This is a genomic window from Nocardioides speluncae (assembly GCF_003121585.1).
Taxonomy (GTDB): Bacteria; Actinomycetota; Actinomycetes; order Propionibacteriales; family Nocardioidaceae; genus Nocardioides; species Nocardioides speluncae.
This window is the reverse complement of the sequence record NZ_QEOO01000020.1, coordinates 87,428-100,618: the sequence shown is the minus strand read 5'-3', so window position 1 is coordinate 100,618 and position 13,191 is coordinate 87,428. Positions and strand designations below refer to the sequence as shown.

The 13,191-nt window shown below is 71.5% G+C and carries 13 protein-coding genes, 1 pseudogene and 1 riboswitch; of the genes and pseudogenes, 5 read left to right on the top strand and 9 right to left on the bottom strand.

All coding sequences use genetic code 11. The features are described from left to right. Positions 1–156: 156 nt before the first annotated feature. The 7 genes from DDV73_RS12175 to DDV73_RS12145 all read right to left on the bottom strand — a co-directional run bounded on the left by DDV73_RS12175 (position 157) and on the right by DDV73_RS12145 (position 7,188). The gene (locus tag DDV73_RS12175; protein ID WP_206050831.1) at positions 157–1,656 is read right to left on the bottom strand and encodes an extracellular catalytic domain type 1 short-chain-length polyhydroxyalkanoate depolymerase; all 1,500 of its coding nucleotides are present in this window, start codon (positions 1,654–1,656) and stop codon (positions 157–159) included. A 154-nt stretch (positions 1,657–1,810) separates the two neighbouring features. Further along, the gene (locus DDV73_RS12170; protein WP_109507518.1) at positions 1,811–2,497 is read right to left on the bottom strand and encodes a (2Fe-2S) ferredoxin domain-containing protein; all 687 of its coding nucleotides are present in this window, start codon (positions 2,495–2,497) and stop codon (positions 1,811–1,813) included. After that, complete coding sequence (locus tag DDV73_RS12165; protein WP_109507517.1) at positions 2,490–3,263, bottom strand: ABC transporter ATP-binding protein; 774 nt, start codon at positions 3,261–3,263, stop codon at positions 2,490–2,492. The genes DDV73_RS12170 and DDV73_RS12165 overlap by 8 nt, the downstream gene beginning before the upstream one ends. After that, positions 3,260–4,234, bottom strand: a complete 975-nt coding sequence (locus tag DDV73_RS12160) for a FecCD family ABC transporter permease (RefSeq protein ID WP_109507526.1) — start codon at positions 4,232–4,234, stop codon at positions 3,260–3,262. Before DDV73_RS12160 ends, DDV73_RS12165 begins: the two co-directional genes overlap by 4 nt. An 80-nt stretch (positions 4,235–4,314) precedes the next feature. After that, positions 4,315–5,304 (bottom strand): ABC transporter substrate-binding protein, encoded by a 990-nt coding sequence (locus tag DDV73_RS12155; RefSeq protein ID WP_109507516.1) that lies wholly within the window; start codon positions 5,302–5,304, stop codon positions 4,315–4,317. 20 nt (positions 5,305–5,324) lie between these two features. Next, positions 5,325–5,524: riboswitch (cobalamin riboswitch) on the bottom strand. Positions 5,525–5,786: 262 nt separating this feature from the next. Continuing rightward, a complete protein-coding gene (locus DDV73_RS12150) occupies positions 5,787–6,908 on the bottom strand; it encodes a PQQ-dependent sugar dehydrogenase (RefSeq protein ID WP_109507515.1) in 1,122 nt (373 codons plus the stop codon). Positions 6,909–7,002: 94 nt separating this feature from the next. Beyond that, entirely contained in the window at positions 7,003–7,188 is a 186-nt protein-coding gene (locus tag DDV73_RS12145) for a hypothetical protein (protein ID WP_109507514.1), read from the bottom strand. Between the two features lie 209 nt (positions 7,189–7,397). On the opposite strand from DDV73_RS12145, the pseudogene DDV73_RS29165 reads away from it, so the two are divergent. Beyond that, positions 7,398–7,787 (top strand): annotated as a pseudogene (locus tag DDV73_RS29165) (PhoD-like phosphatase N-terminal domain-containing protein); the annotation flags it as partial. Between the two features lie 29 nt (positions 7,788–7,816). Beyond that, entirely contained in the window at positions 7,817–9,061 is a 1,245-nt protein-coding gene (locus DDV73_RS12140) for an alkaline phosphatase D family protein (RefSeq protein WP_240617256.1), read from the top strand. Positions 9,062–9,063: 2 nt separating this feature from the next. Here the strand turns inward: DDV73_RS12140 and DDV73_RS12135 are convergent, their stop codons facing one another. Continuing rightward, positions 9,064–9,924: an EamA family transporter gene (locus tag DDV73_RS12135; protein WP_240617255.1), complete on the bottom strand. Its 861-nt coding sequence runs from the start codon at positions 9,922–9,924 to the stop codon at positions 9,064–9,066. A gap of 59 nt (positions 9,925–9,983) precedes the next feature. On the opposite strand from DDV73_RS12135, the gene DDV73_RS12130 reads away from it, so the two are divergent. Then, positions 9,984–11,072: a WD40/YVTN/BNR-like repeat-containing protein gene (locus DDV73_RS12130; RefSeq protein WP_109507513.1), complete on the top strand. Its 1,089-nt coding sequence runs from the start codon at positions 9,984–9,986 to the stop codon at positions 11,070–11,072. A gap of 50 nt (positions 11,073–11,122) precedes the next feature. After that, positions 11,123–11,578 (top strand): SRPBCC family protein, encoded by a 456-nt coding sequence (locus DDV73_RS12125; RefSeq protein WP_109507512.1) that lies wholly within the window; start codon positions 11,123–11,125, stop codon positions 11,576–11,578. Between the two features lie 6 nt (positions 11,579–11,584). Here the strand turns inward: DDV73_RS12125 and DDV73_RS12120 are convergent, their stop codons facing one another. Continuing rightward, on the bottom strand, positions 11,585–12,526 hold the full coding sequence (locus DDV73_RS12120) for a helix-turn-helix domain-containing protein (protein WP_109507511.1): 942 nt from the start codon (positions 12,524–12,526) through the stop codon (positions 11,585–11,587). An 83-nt stretch (positions 12,527–12,609) separates the two neighbouring features. On the opposite strand from DDV73_RS12120, the gene DDV73_RS12115 reads away from it, so the two are divergent. Beyond that, positions 12,610–13,182, top strand: a complete 573-nt coding sequence (locus tag DDV73_RS12115) for an NIPSNAP family protein (RefSeq protein ID WP_240617254.1) — start codon at positions 12,610–12,612, stop codon at positions 13,180–13,182. The last annotated feature ends 9 nt before the right edge of the window (positions 13,183–13,191 follow it).

Genomic DNA, 13,191 nt, shown 5'->3' with positions numbered 1-13,191 from the left:
TCGGGCCAAGCTTGCGATGGGTCACGAACACGGAGGAGAACCAGCCGGTTCACCCTGCCAGCCAGCCCCGGGCCAGCCACCACTGACACTCACAGACGCTTGCGAAGACTCACGCTGACCCGGAGCTCCGCTGGCAGCGGGGCGCGACCACGTTCGTCAGCTGTAGGTGACGGTCAGGGTGGCCTGCGGGCCGGGTTCGATCAAGACGTACGCCGTCGTACCCGGTGGCTGGGTGAAGCGGAGCCTGAGCTGGGTGGTACCCGAGCGGTTGATCGCGTCCTGGCCGGCGACGGTGAACGCGGTCGATGACGCCGTACCCGAGGTGAACCGGGGGATCGTGGCGACGGCGGTCGCGGTCGGGGCGGCCGACCAGTCCGCCGCCTCGACGGTGCAGCCGCCGAGGCAGCCGCGGTGGGCGTCCACGGCGAGGGCGTTGCCCGCCGGGCTGGCCCACGGGTCGCCGCTGTCGCTGGCGTGGGTGACGCTCAGCCGGGCGCTCTCGACCACCGCGTCGTCGGGAAGCGACGAGGTGTCGAAGGACAGCACCGTCCGGCTGTGCTTACCGTCCGCGCCCCTGCCCACCGCGAGGCCGTAGGTCCCGTCCAGCGTGCCGACCGTCGCTGCGGACCCGTCGGCGCTCGCCTTGACGTAGCCGTCACGGCTGTCGTCGTTCGAGAAGACGACCGTGCCTGGATCCGGCTCGGGGTCGGGGCCCGGGTCGGGGCCCGCGTCGAGGCCCCAGAAGCGGGCGATGTGGTGGGCGGCGCAGATGTTCACGTCGAGGATGTACGGCGCGGCCCGGCCGCACTGCGTCGTACCGCTGCCCGGGTCGACCGGCTGGCCGTGGGCCATGCCTGTGATCTCGTACGACTCGACGACCGGGTGGCCGCCGGCGTCCCGGTAGACCCGGTGTGGGTAGCCCGCCACGGTGTCCGAGGTGTCCGCGGTCGCATCGGTGCCATGCACGTTGGTCCACTGCTCGACGAGCTCGGTCCGGTTCATTGGCGCCACCGTGCTGTCGGAAGCGCCGTGCCAGACCGACAGCGTCGGCCACGGCCCGGTGTGCGACGAGGCGCCACGCACCAGGTCGCCCCACTGGGCAGGCGACTTGTCCGCGCCGGGGTGCATGCAGCCGAACGCCTGGACCAGGCTGGTCGCGCAGCGGGCCGGGATCCCGGCGACGACCGCGCCGCCGCGGAACCGCTCCGGATAGGCCGCCATCATCGCCGAGGTCATGGCGCCGCCGGCCGAGAGGCCGGTGACGAACGCGCGGCCCGGATCCACCCCGCTGTCGGCGCGCATCCGGTCCATCATCTGCACGATCGACAGCGCCTCGCCGGCGCCCCGCGAGATGTCGCCGCTCTCGAACCAGTTGAAGCACGAGTTGGCGTTGTTGGCGCTGCGCTGCTGCGGGAGGAGAAGCGCGAACCCCAGCCGGTCGGCCAGCTCGGTCCAGCCGGTCTCGTCGTCGTAGGCGGCCGCATTCTGGGTGCAGCCGTGCAGCGCGACGACAAGAGCCCGGTCGGCCGGCAGCCCGTCCGGCACGTACCGGAACATCTGCAGGTTGCCCGGGTTGGTGCCGAACCCGGTCACCTCCTCGAGCGTCGCGGCACGGGCCGTCGGCGCGGGGGAGAGGATGAATGCCGCCACGGTCATGAGGGCCATCAACACGGCTAGTGCGGCTGCTGAGGTTCGAGGGAAATGTGACATGGGTCTCACGCTCCTTCACCTGGACCGTAGTCGCGGCCGCCGGCCGGGCCTATCGCTCCCGCCCCCATGGCCGCGGGCCGGCACCTGTGGGCCAGGCACATCAGCGAGGCAGCCGCCGCTCCTCGACGGGTACGCCGCCCACCAGGTGCTCGGTCACGATCTCGGCGATGGCGGCCGCGTCGACGCCGCCGTACCAGACGTCGTCGGGCTGGACGCTGACCACCGGCGCCTGGTTGCAGGGGAACTGACAGCCGGTCTGGGTGACCAGCACGTCGTCGTCGCCCAGGCGGTGACGCATCAGCTCGATGGTGAGGGCGGCGGCGGTCTCGCCGGCGCCGCGCGCTGCGCACCGCGGACCGCGGCAGACGAGGACCTGGTGTCTGTGTCGCGGCACCTCCTCCCAGGCCGGCGAGGTCAGCGGCGACTCGCTCCCGGTCACCGGCCGCGGCTGCCGCGTGGCCTGGTCGACGAGCTCGGCCAGCTCGGACGGGTCGGCGGTCAGCAGCAGCTCGTGGGTGAGCAGCAGCTCCGGTGCGGGTCCGGCGTACTCCCGCAGCCAGTGGGCGGCCACCCGCCGCAGCCACGACCGGGCCGGTGGCTCGCCGCGACCGGAGTAGCCGGCCAGCACCACCGACGTCGCGCCGCCGTCGGCGAGGTCGGTGAGCACCCGGGTCAGCGGCGGGTCGGCGAGCTGCAGGAACGCCAGGTGTACGCCGGGCAGCCGCGCGAGCTTGTCGCGGTCGGCCGGGTCCTCGACCGACATGCCCACCACGACCACCTCATGCATGGAGCGCTCCCGTCGTGCCGTGCCAGGTGAGGTGCGGCCGGCCGGTCGATGGGTGCGGGGTGACGGTCGCCCGGACGCCGTACACCTCGTCGAGCAGGTCCGCGGTCAGCACCTCGTCGACCGTGCCCGACGACACGATCCGGCCCGCCTTCAGCACCACCAGCCGGTCGCAATACGCCGCGGCCAGCTCCAGGTCGTGCAGCGCCGCGACCGTGGTGACCCCGAGCCCGCGCACCGTCTCCAGGAAGTCGAGCTGATGGCCGAGGTCCAGGTGGTTGGTCGGCTCGTCGAGCAGCAGCAGCGACGGCTGCTGGGCGAGCGCGCGCGCCAGCTGGGTGCGCTGCCGCTCGCCTCCGGACAGCGTCTGCCAGGACCGGCCGGCGAGGTGCTCGATCCGGGCCAGCTTCATCGCGTCGGCCACGCTGGCGTGCTGGCTGCCGCCGAACATGCCCTGGTGCGGGACCCGGCCGAGCTCGACCACCTCGCGGACCCGCAGCTCCAGGCCGGTGTGGGCATGCTGCTCGACCAGCGCGATCCGCCGCGCGCGGTCCCGCCCGGACAGCGTGTGAACGACCTGGGCGTCCGCGCGGACGGTGCCGTACGTCGGCTTCCGGAGCCCGGCGATCACGTTGAGCAGTGTGGTCTTGCCGGAGCCGTTCGGGCCGAGCAGCCCGGTGAAGCTGCCGGGCTCGAACAGCGCGTCGATCTTCTCGATGATGGTGACGTCGCGGACCGACCAGGCGACGTTCTCGACCGCAATCCTCATGACCGAGCCGCATCTCGCCGCAGCAGCAGCGCGAACACCGGCGCCCCGATCGCTGCCGTGATCACGCCGACCGGGATCTCCTGGCCGGGCATCACCGAGCGGGCCAGCGTGTCCGACAGCACCATCAGGCAGGCGCCACCGAGCGCGGACAGCGGCAGCAGCCCGAGGTGCCCGGGGCCGAAGATCAGCCGGATGATGTGCGGGACGACCAGCCCGACGAAGCCGATCGCGCCGGTGAAGGCGACCATCGTCGCGACCACCAGCGCGGTGCCGACCAGCAGCGCCCAGCGCACCCGCTCGGTCGGCACCCCGAGTGATCGGGCGGCCGTGTCGCCGAACGCGAACGCGTCCAGGTGCCGCGAGAAGAACAGCACCGCGACCACCGCGACCGTGGCGACGACCAGCAGGAGTACGGCGTGTCCCCAGCGCACGCCGCCGAAGGAGCCAAGCGTCCAGGACAGAACCCGGCGCGGCGCGTCCTGCTGCCCGCTCTTCAACACCACGAACGAGGTGAACGCCGCGCAAATCTGGCTGACGATGATGCCGGCGAGGACGGCGCGTGACGGCGGCAATGCGCCGGAGCGGCCGACCGCGAGCACCAGCACCATGGCCAAAGCGGCCAGCGCGCCGACGAACGCCGCGAGCGTGAGTGCCGCCGTACCGACGACGCCGGCGATGCTGACGCCGAGCACGATCACGCTGACCGCGCCGACGGTGGCGCCGGCCGAGACGCCCAGCAGGTACGGGTCGGCCAGGTCGTTGCGGGTCAGCGACTGCAGGACAGCGCCGACGATGCCGAGCGCGGCACCGACCGCGGCCGCCGCGAGCACCCGCGGCATCCGCAGCTGCCAGATGATCTGGTCGTCGATGACCGTGACGTCGGGCGAGCCGAGCCGCAGCCGGCGCGCGACCACCTCGAACACGGTCTCCCAGGGCGCGGACACCGAGCCGACCCGCAGTCCGAGTCCCATGCTCAGCACGAGCACGACGACGAGGACCGCGAGGCCGACCGGCACCGGCGCCCGCACAGCCGCAACTGGGCGGGCGGTGCTCACGACAGGTCCAGCTCGGCGAGCTGCTCGGCGACGTGGGTGGCGCCGTCGGCCAGCCGGACGCCGGGGGTGGTCTCGGAGAACGGCACGGTGATGTAGCTGCGGTTCTTGACCGCGCGCAGCTCCTTGAGCACCGGGTCCGACTCGAGCAGCTCGATCTTCTCCTCGGCCGTCGACCAGGACGCGTCGGCGAGCACGATCACGTCCGGGTCGGTCTTCACGACCCGCTCCCAGCTGACCGTCTCCCAGCCACCCTTGACGTCGGCGAACACGTTGCTGCCGCCGACCGCCTCGATCACCAGCTGCGGCCCGCCCTCGCCGGTGCCGGCGAAGGCGTCCTTGTCGCCGGAGTCGTACCAGAAGATGTTCAGCCCGTCGGCGGGCCTCGACTTTGCCAGCGCTGCGAGTGTCTTCTCCTGCTCGGACCGGATCTCGGCAGCCCGCTCGGGGACGTCGAACACCTCGCCGACCGTCTCGACCTCGCTCCAGACCGACTCGAAGCTGACCTCGATGCCCGGCCTGTTCTCGCCGCAGTCGAACGGCGAGAGGTAGGAGCCGATGCCGAGCTCGGCCAGCCGCTCGCGGGTGCCGGCAGCCTTGGGCTCGAACGCGCTCACGTAGGAGCCGTAGACGAAGTCCGGCTCGGCGGCGAGCAGGGTCTCGTGGTCGGGGTACTCCTTGGAGAGCACCTTCACCTCGTCGTAGGCCCGCTGCCACTGCGGAGCGACCTGGTCGTCGAGGTACGCCGTGCCCGCGAGCTGGTCCTCGACGCCGAGCGCCAGCGCGATCTCGGTGGCGCCCTGGTTCATCGTGACCGCCCGCTCGGGCCGGGCCTCGATGGTCGAGGTGAAGCCACAGCTGGTGGCCTCGACCGGATAGCCGGCGGTGTCGCCGGCTTTCTTCTCGGCGGCCGGTGCACCGGCACAGCCGGTCAGCAGGGCCGCGGCGGCGGCGTACAGGGCGATTGCGTGCAGGGGTCGACTGCGCATGTCATCTCCAAACCCTCGTGGATGAGCGGTACGCCGTGGCCGGTCTCCTGGCTCCCGCGTCAACGCTCTCCGGCCGGCCTTCCCAGGTCTGCACCCAGTGGCCCCGATCCCTCGCCTGTCGGCGAGAGATCGGTCAGGTCTTCGAGCTCAGCGGTCACAGTGGCGAGGGCCGCGCCGGTATCGCACCGGCTTCCCGTACACCACGACGTTGTTCGTCCGGGAACCTAGCACGCACCCACCCCACGCCCACCCGGCCGGTGTCGACGTGTGAGGGCGCCGACCCGGCCGGTGTTGACGCTGGAGTGCGTCGACCCGGCTCTTGTTGACGTGTGAGCGCGTCGACCCGGCCGGTGTTGACGCGCCCCTGGTGAAGACGGGCCGGGTCAGCGGCGTACGGCGTGAAGACGGGCCGGGTCGGCGGCGTATGGCGTGAAGACGGGCCGGGTCAGCGGCGTACGGCGTGAAGACGGGCCGGGTCGACGTTAGGGGCGGACGACGAGGATCCGGTCGTCGTCGGCGGCGGGGTTGCCGCGGCCGTCGTGGTTGGAGGTGGTCAGCCAGAGGTTGCCGTCGGGGGCGACGGCGACGGTGCGGAGGCGGCCGTACTGGCCGACAAAGAAGTCGGTCGGGTTGCGCGCCGTACCTCCCGCGATGTCGATCCGCCAGAGCCGCTCGCCGCGCAGCGACGCCAGCCAGAGGGTGTCGTTCTCGTACGCGAGCCCGGACGGCGATGCCTCGGAGGTCTCCCAGACGACCTTCGGGTTGACGTACGCCGAGTCGCCGCCGTTGCCCTCCACCTCGGGCCAGCCGTAGTTGCTGCCCCGCTCGATCAGGTTGAGCTCGTCGAACAGGTCCGAGCCGAACTCGCTGGCCCAGAGCCGGCCGCCGTCGTCGAAGGCGAGCCCCTGGACGTTGCGGTGGCCCCACGAGAACACGGGGGAGTCGGGGTCGGGGTTGTCGGGTGCGGGGTCGCCGTCGGGCGTGATCCGCAGGATCTTGCCGCCTAGCGAGTCTCGGTCCTGGGCCAGCTCCGGCTCACCGGTCTCGCCGGTGGAGGCGTAGAGCAGGCCGTCGGGGCCGAACGCCAGCCGGCCGCCGTCGTGGATGAAACCGTTGGGGATGCCGTCGAGGATCACCTCGAGGTCGCCCAGCTCGCCGCCGTCGTACGGCGCCCGCACGATCCGGTTGTCCTCTTCGGTGGTGACGTAGAGGTAGACCAGCCGGTCGGTCGCGAAGTCGGGGGAGACCGCGACCCCGAGCAGCCCGGCCTCGCCAGCGGGTGCGGCCTCGTCGACCTCGCCGATCTCGGACACCTGCTTGTCCTTGATCGCTAGCACCCGGCCGCTGTCGCGCTCGGTGACGACGGCGGTGCCGTCGGGCAGGAAGGCCAGCCCCCACGGCACTCGCAGGCCGGTGGCGATGGTGTCGACCACAGCGGGCGCGGCGGCCGCGGTGCCGGTCGGACTACCGCTGGGAGGCGTCGAATCGTCCGGCGACTGGCTGGACGGCCGCGCGGTCACACCGCCCTCACCCGGGTCGGCGTCGTCATCGGTACATGCCGCGATCGGCAGTAGCAGGAGTGCGGCCACGGCCAGTCTCTTCACGGGACCGACCTTAGGGCTTGTCTGCTCGTCCCGCTCGCGACGGCGCCGGACGAGCAGACAAGCCCAGCGGCGTACGCCGGGAGACAGGGGTGGATCAGCCGTGGGCCGGGTGCCCACCGGTGGTACGGCGCGCGTGCGGAATCGTGGTCTCGAGGTTCTCGAGGAAGGCCTCGACCTCGTCGATCTCGGCCCGGCGGCCGGCGAGGTCGGTGGCAGCGATCATGGCGTTGCGGCGCGCGGTCTGCTGGGACTGGATGGACCAGGCGGCGACTGCTCGCACTGGACTGGCGAATAACGGTACTTGCATGAGGTCTCCGATGGAGGACTCGGTTCGGGGAATGCGGACAACCTACGCCGATCGGTCCGTTGTCGTGGGCAATACAACGTAACGAACATGTGAAATATGTGCAGATTGATCGAGTTGGCGCTGTCACGGACTTTTCACGTCACCTTCGGTCACCGTGCATCCACGCCCGCTTGGGTCGACGCATGGAGACCACATCTCGGAGGACTGTCCTCAAGGCCGGCCTGATCACCGGCCCCGCCGCCCTCGCTACCGCTCCGGTGCTCGGCCCGCTCGCCGGCATCACCAACTCCCGCGCCACCGCCGCCGCCCAGCCCCTGCCCGCCGACCCGTTCACCCTCGGCGTCGCCTCCGGTGACCCGTCGCCGGACGGCTTCGTGATCTGGACCCGCCTCGCCCTCGCCCCGGTCGACCCGGAGGGCCTCGGCGGCATGCCGGCACGCCGCTTCCAGGTCGGCTGGCAGGTCGCCACCGACCCGCGCTTCCGCGACGTGGTCCGCGCCGGCTCGGTCGGCGCCGGACCGGAGTCTGCGCACGCCGTACACGTCGAGCTGCGCGGTCTGCAGCCGGGGCGCGAGTACTACTACCGGTTCCGGCAGGGCACGTGGCGCTCGGCCGTCGGCCGGGCCCTCACCGCTCCCGCGCGCGACGCCCGCCCGGCGTCGCTCGCGATGGCGTTCGTGTCCTGCTCGAACTTCCCGGCCGCTTCTTCACCGCCTACAAGCACCTGGCCGACGAGCGGCCCGACCTGGTGCTGCACCTCGGCGACTACCAGTACGAAGGCGCCGGCAACGGAACCGGTCGCCAGCACCACGGACCGGAGACCCGGACCCTGGCCAACTACCGGCAGCGGCACGCGCAGTACAAGACCGACCCCGACCTGCAGGCCGCCCACGCCGCCGCGCCGTGGCTGGTGGTCTGGGACGACCACGAGATGGAGAACAACTACGCCGACGAGGTCCCGGAGCGGCCGGCCGACCAGCCCGGCCACATGGAGCGCCGGGCGGCGGCGTACCGCGCGTACTACGAGAACATGCCGCTACGGCGTACGTCGGTGCCGAGCGGTCCGGACCTGCAGCTGTTCCGCCGGATCCAGTGGGGCCAGTTGGCCAGCTTCCACATGCTCGACACCCGGCAGTACCGCTCCGACCAGGCCTGTAACGACGGCTACAAGGATTGCCCCGCGGCCGCCGATCCGGCTCGCTCGCTGCCCGGGATGGAGCAGGAGGAGTGGCTGGTCGACGGTTTCCGGAACTCGGATGCCCGATGGGACATCCTCGGTCAGCAGGTCTTCTTCGGCCGCCGCGACAACAACCCCGAGGCGGCGACGACGGTGTCAATGGACGCGTGGGACGGCTACCCGGCCTCGCGGGACCGGATCACCCAGGCCTGGGTCGACGCCGAGGTCCGCAACCCGGTGGTGCTGACCGGCGACGTACACGCGCACTGGGCGTCGGAGATCACCCAGGACTTCGACGACCCCGCCGCGCCGGTGGTCGGCTCGGAGCTCATCACCAGCTCGATCTCGTCGGGCGGTGACGGGTACGACGACCCGGACGGCGCGCACCCGTGGGCCGCGTGGAACCCGAACCTGAAGTTCTGGACCAACCTGCGTGGCTACGTCTCGACCACCATCACCGAGGACGCGATGGTCGCTGACTTCAAGTGCGTGCGACAGGTGACCGTGGCCGGGTCGCCGGTCTTCACCCGCGCGCAGTTCACAATCGAGGACGGCGTCCGCGGCCTGAACCGCACCGCCGACAACCCGCTGCCCTCCGCCCGCTTCGCGCCGCCCAGCGACGAGCAGGTCATCCGCGACACCATCCGCGAGGAGACCCACGCGGAGTGACCTCAGTCCGGGGCGGGCTCGGAGTGCTCGACGCCCGCCCCGGACCGCGTGGCGCCGACGCTGGCCGCGACCACGCAGGCCATCGCCAGCCACTGCAGCGGCTCGAGGTACTCGCCGAGGAGCAGCAGCGCGGCGAGGGCGGCGGCGGCCGGCTCCAGACTCATCAGGATGCCGAAGACGGCGGGCCGGATGGTGCGCAGCGCGACCATCTCGAAGGAGTACGGGACCACCGAGCTCAGCAGCCCGACCATCGCCCCGAGCAGCAGCACCTCGACGTTGCCGAGGTCGGAGGCACCCCGAGCGAGGGCGTACGGCGTGAGCATGGCGGCGGCGATCACGCTCGCGACGGCCAGCCCATCCAGGCCGGGCCAGCGGGCGCCGGTCGACGCGCTCAGCAGGATGTACGCCGCCCACGCGGCGCCGGCGAGTACGGCGTACCCGACTCCGGCGGCGGTCACGCCACCCGGCTCCAGGCCGAGCAGCACCACTCCGGCGCCGGCGAACCCGACCCAGGCCAGGTCCCGCGCCCGCCGGGAGCCGATCACCGCGATCGCGAGCGGCCCGATGAACTCGATGGTGACCGCGATCCCGATCGGGATCCGGGCGAAGGACTGGTAGATCGCCCAGTTCATCACGCCGAGACTGAGGCCGAACCCGACCACGACCAGCCAGTCCTGCCGGGACCGGCCGCGCAGTACCGGGCGGGCCAGCAGGCCGAGGAAGACCGCACTGGTGGCGAGCCGGAGCCATACCAGGGTCGTCGGCGAGATCCGGTCGAACAGGTCCTTGGCGACGGCCGCGCCGAACTGCACCGACACGATCCCGGCCAGCACGAGCCAGATGGCGGGGATACGGCGGGTCACAAGGCCACGCTGTCACAGCCGCTGGCCGACCCGGTCCTGGGGCGGCTACGGTGGCAAGCATGGCGCAGCAGACGATGGTGCTGGTCGGCACGCGCAAGGGACTGTGGATCGGACGCTCCGACGAGCGGCGTACCGAATGGGACTGGGACGGCCCGCACTTCGACATGGAGGAGGTCTACTCCTGCATGATCGACACCCGCGGTGACCAGCCGCGGCTGCTGGTCGGGTCGTCGTCGAGCTGGCTCGGCCCGCAGGTGTGGCGCTCCGACGACCTTGGCAAGAGCTGGCAGGAGACACCCAACGGCGCGGTGCGGTTCCCCGATGACACCGAGACCACGCTGGCCCGGGTCTGGCAGCTCGCGCCCGGCACCGAGGACGACGTGGTGTACGCCGGAACCGAGCCCGGCGCGATCTTCCGCTCCGACGACCGTGGAGAGACGTTCGCCCTGCTGCGGGCACTATGGGAGCACCCGCAGCGCAAGGAGTGGGGCGAGGGCTTCGGCGGCCAGGCGTTCCACACCGTGCTGCCGCACCCGAAGGACCCGAAGTCGGTGACCGCGGCGATCTCCACCGGCGGCGTCTACCAGACCAATGACGGCGGCGTCTCCTGGCAGCCGCGCAACAAGGGCATCCGCGCCGACTTCCTGCCCGAGGACCAGCGGTACCCGGAGTTCGGCCAGTGCGTCCACAAGGTCACCCGGCACCCGTCGGCGCCGGAGCGGCTGTTCGCCCAGAACCACGGTGGCGTCTACCGCTCCGACGACCACGGCGGCTCCTGGACCTCGATCGGCGACGACCTGCCGTCGGACTTCGGCTTCTCGATCGTGGTCCACCCACTCCAGCCGGAGACCATCTTCGTGTTCCCGCTGGTCGGCGGCGACAAGCGCTACCCGCCCGACGCCAAGGCCCGGGTGTGGCGGTCGCGGGATGCCGGCGCGACCTGGGAGCCGCTCGGCAACGGGCTGTCCGACTCGTTCTTCGTCGGCGTCATGCGCGACGCGATGACCGCCGACAACGCAGACCCGATGGGCCTCTACTTCGGCGCCCGCAACGGCACCGTCTGGGCTTCGGCCGACGAGGGGGAGTCCTGGCGCGAAATCGTCGAGGACCTTCCCGACGTGATGGTCGTGCGCGCCGCCGTACTCTGACGCGCCAGATCGGTGGATACTCCGAGAAGTGCTCGATCCAAGGAGGAACCATGGGTGACTTCGACGTACACCGCAGTACGACGATCAACGCCGACACGGCGACGATCCACGCGCTGATCAACGACTTCCACGAGTGGACCAAGTGGTCGCCGTGGGAGGACATCGACCCGAACCTCGACCGCACCTACTCCGGCGCGGATGCCGGCGTGGGCGCGAAGTACTCCTGGTCCGGCAACAGGAAGGCCGGGATCGGCAACATGGAGGTCACCGGCTCCGACCCGCACCAGATCGCGGTCCGCGTGCACTTCGACAAGCCGTTCAAGGCGACCAACAACGTCACCTTCCAGCTGTCCCCGGCCAAGGACGGCACCGACGTCACCTGGCGGATGACCGGCACCCAGAAGGGCCTGATGGCGCTGTTCGGCAAGATCTGGCCGATGGACAAGCTGGTCGGCAAGGACTTCGAGAAGGGCCTGGCCCAGCTGAAGGCCGCGGCCGAGAGCTGACCGGACCTAGGCACTGCGGAACGCGCGTCGGTAGCTCGTCGGCGATGAGCCGACGTGTACGCCGAAGTGCTGGCGCAGGTTCGCGGCGGAGCCGAGGCCGCACAGCTCGCTGACGCGGTCGACCGGGAGGCTGGTCGACTCGAGCAGGGCGCGGGCGCGGTTGAGCCGCTGGGCGAGCAGCCACTGCCGCACTGTCGTCCCGGTCGCCGCGCGGAACCGGCGCATGAGCGTGCGCTCGCTCATCCGTGCCTGTTCGGCGAGCCTGGCGACGGTCAGCGGCTGCTCCAACCGCTCCTCGGCCCAGCTCAGGAGCGGAGCCAGGCTCTCGTCGTCGGTCGCGGGCACCGGCTCGTCGACGTACTGCGACTGGCCGCCGGGGCGGTGTGCGGGGACGACCATGGCGCGGGCCACGCGGTTGGCCACCGCCGCCCCGTGGTCGCGGCGTAGGACGTGCAGGCAGAGGTCCATGCCGGCGCTCCGCCCAGCGCTGGTCAGCACGTCGCCCTCGTCCACGTAGAGCGCCGCGGCATCGACCTGCACGGCCGGGTAGCGGTCGGCCAGCCTCCGCGCCTGCTGCCAGTGCGTGGTCGCGCGCCTGCCGTCGAGGATGCCGGCCGCGGCCAGCACGAAGGCGCCGCTGCACAGCGAGATCATCCGAGCGCCGGCGGTGGCTGCGTCGCGAACGGCGGCAACCAGCGTCGGCGGGAGGTCGTCGTCGGCCAGCCAGGCGTGCGGGAGGGCGGGTACGACGACGGTGTCGGCGTCAGCGAGTGCGCCGAGCGGTGCGTCGGGCTCGACGACGAGACCGGGCTCGGTCCGGGTCCTGCCGTCGGCGCACAGCCGGACGTCGTACCAGGGTTCCAGCCACGGTGCGCCGAAGATCTCCCAGGCGATCCCGAGCTCGTACATCGGCATGTCGTCGACGACGGGTATCGCGATCCGATGCATGGACACAGTGTGGCAACTTCCTTGCGGAGATTGGCAAGTCTGCCACTCGTTCGCGGACGGGTCGCCTGAGCAGGATGGGCGACGTGAGTAGCGAAGACGAATGGCAGGTGGTCGAGCTCCGTCAGTACACGCTCGAGCCGCAGCAGCGAGACGTGCTGGTCGACATCTTCGACACCCACCTCGTGGAGAGCCAGGAGGAGCTCGGGATGCGGGTGCTCGGGCAGTTCTACGACCTCGACCGGCCGGACCGGTTCGTCTGGCTGCGCGGCTACCGGGACATGGCCTCGCGGCTGGCCGGCCTGACCGCGTTCTACGGTCACAGCGCGGCCTGGCGGACGTACGGTCCGGCGGCGGCCGCGACGATGATCGACAGCGACGACGTCCACCTGCTGCGGCCGACCCGGCCCGTCTCCGGGCTGCTGCCGCGGCTGCCGGTGGGAGCGACCGAGCGGTCGGATGCGAGGTTCGTCTGCTCGTTCGGTACGGCGCCGGGCGAGCTGCTGGCGTCGTTCGAGACCGAGCCGGCGGCCAACGACTTCCCGCGGCTCCCCGTCCACGAGGGCGTCGACGTGCGGGTCCAGCTCGCCCGGTCCGACGCGCCGTCGGCACCAGGACTCCTCCGGCTGGCACCGACCGCACGGTCGGCGATTCGCTGACGAGAGGTC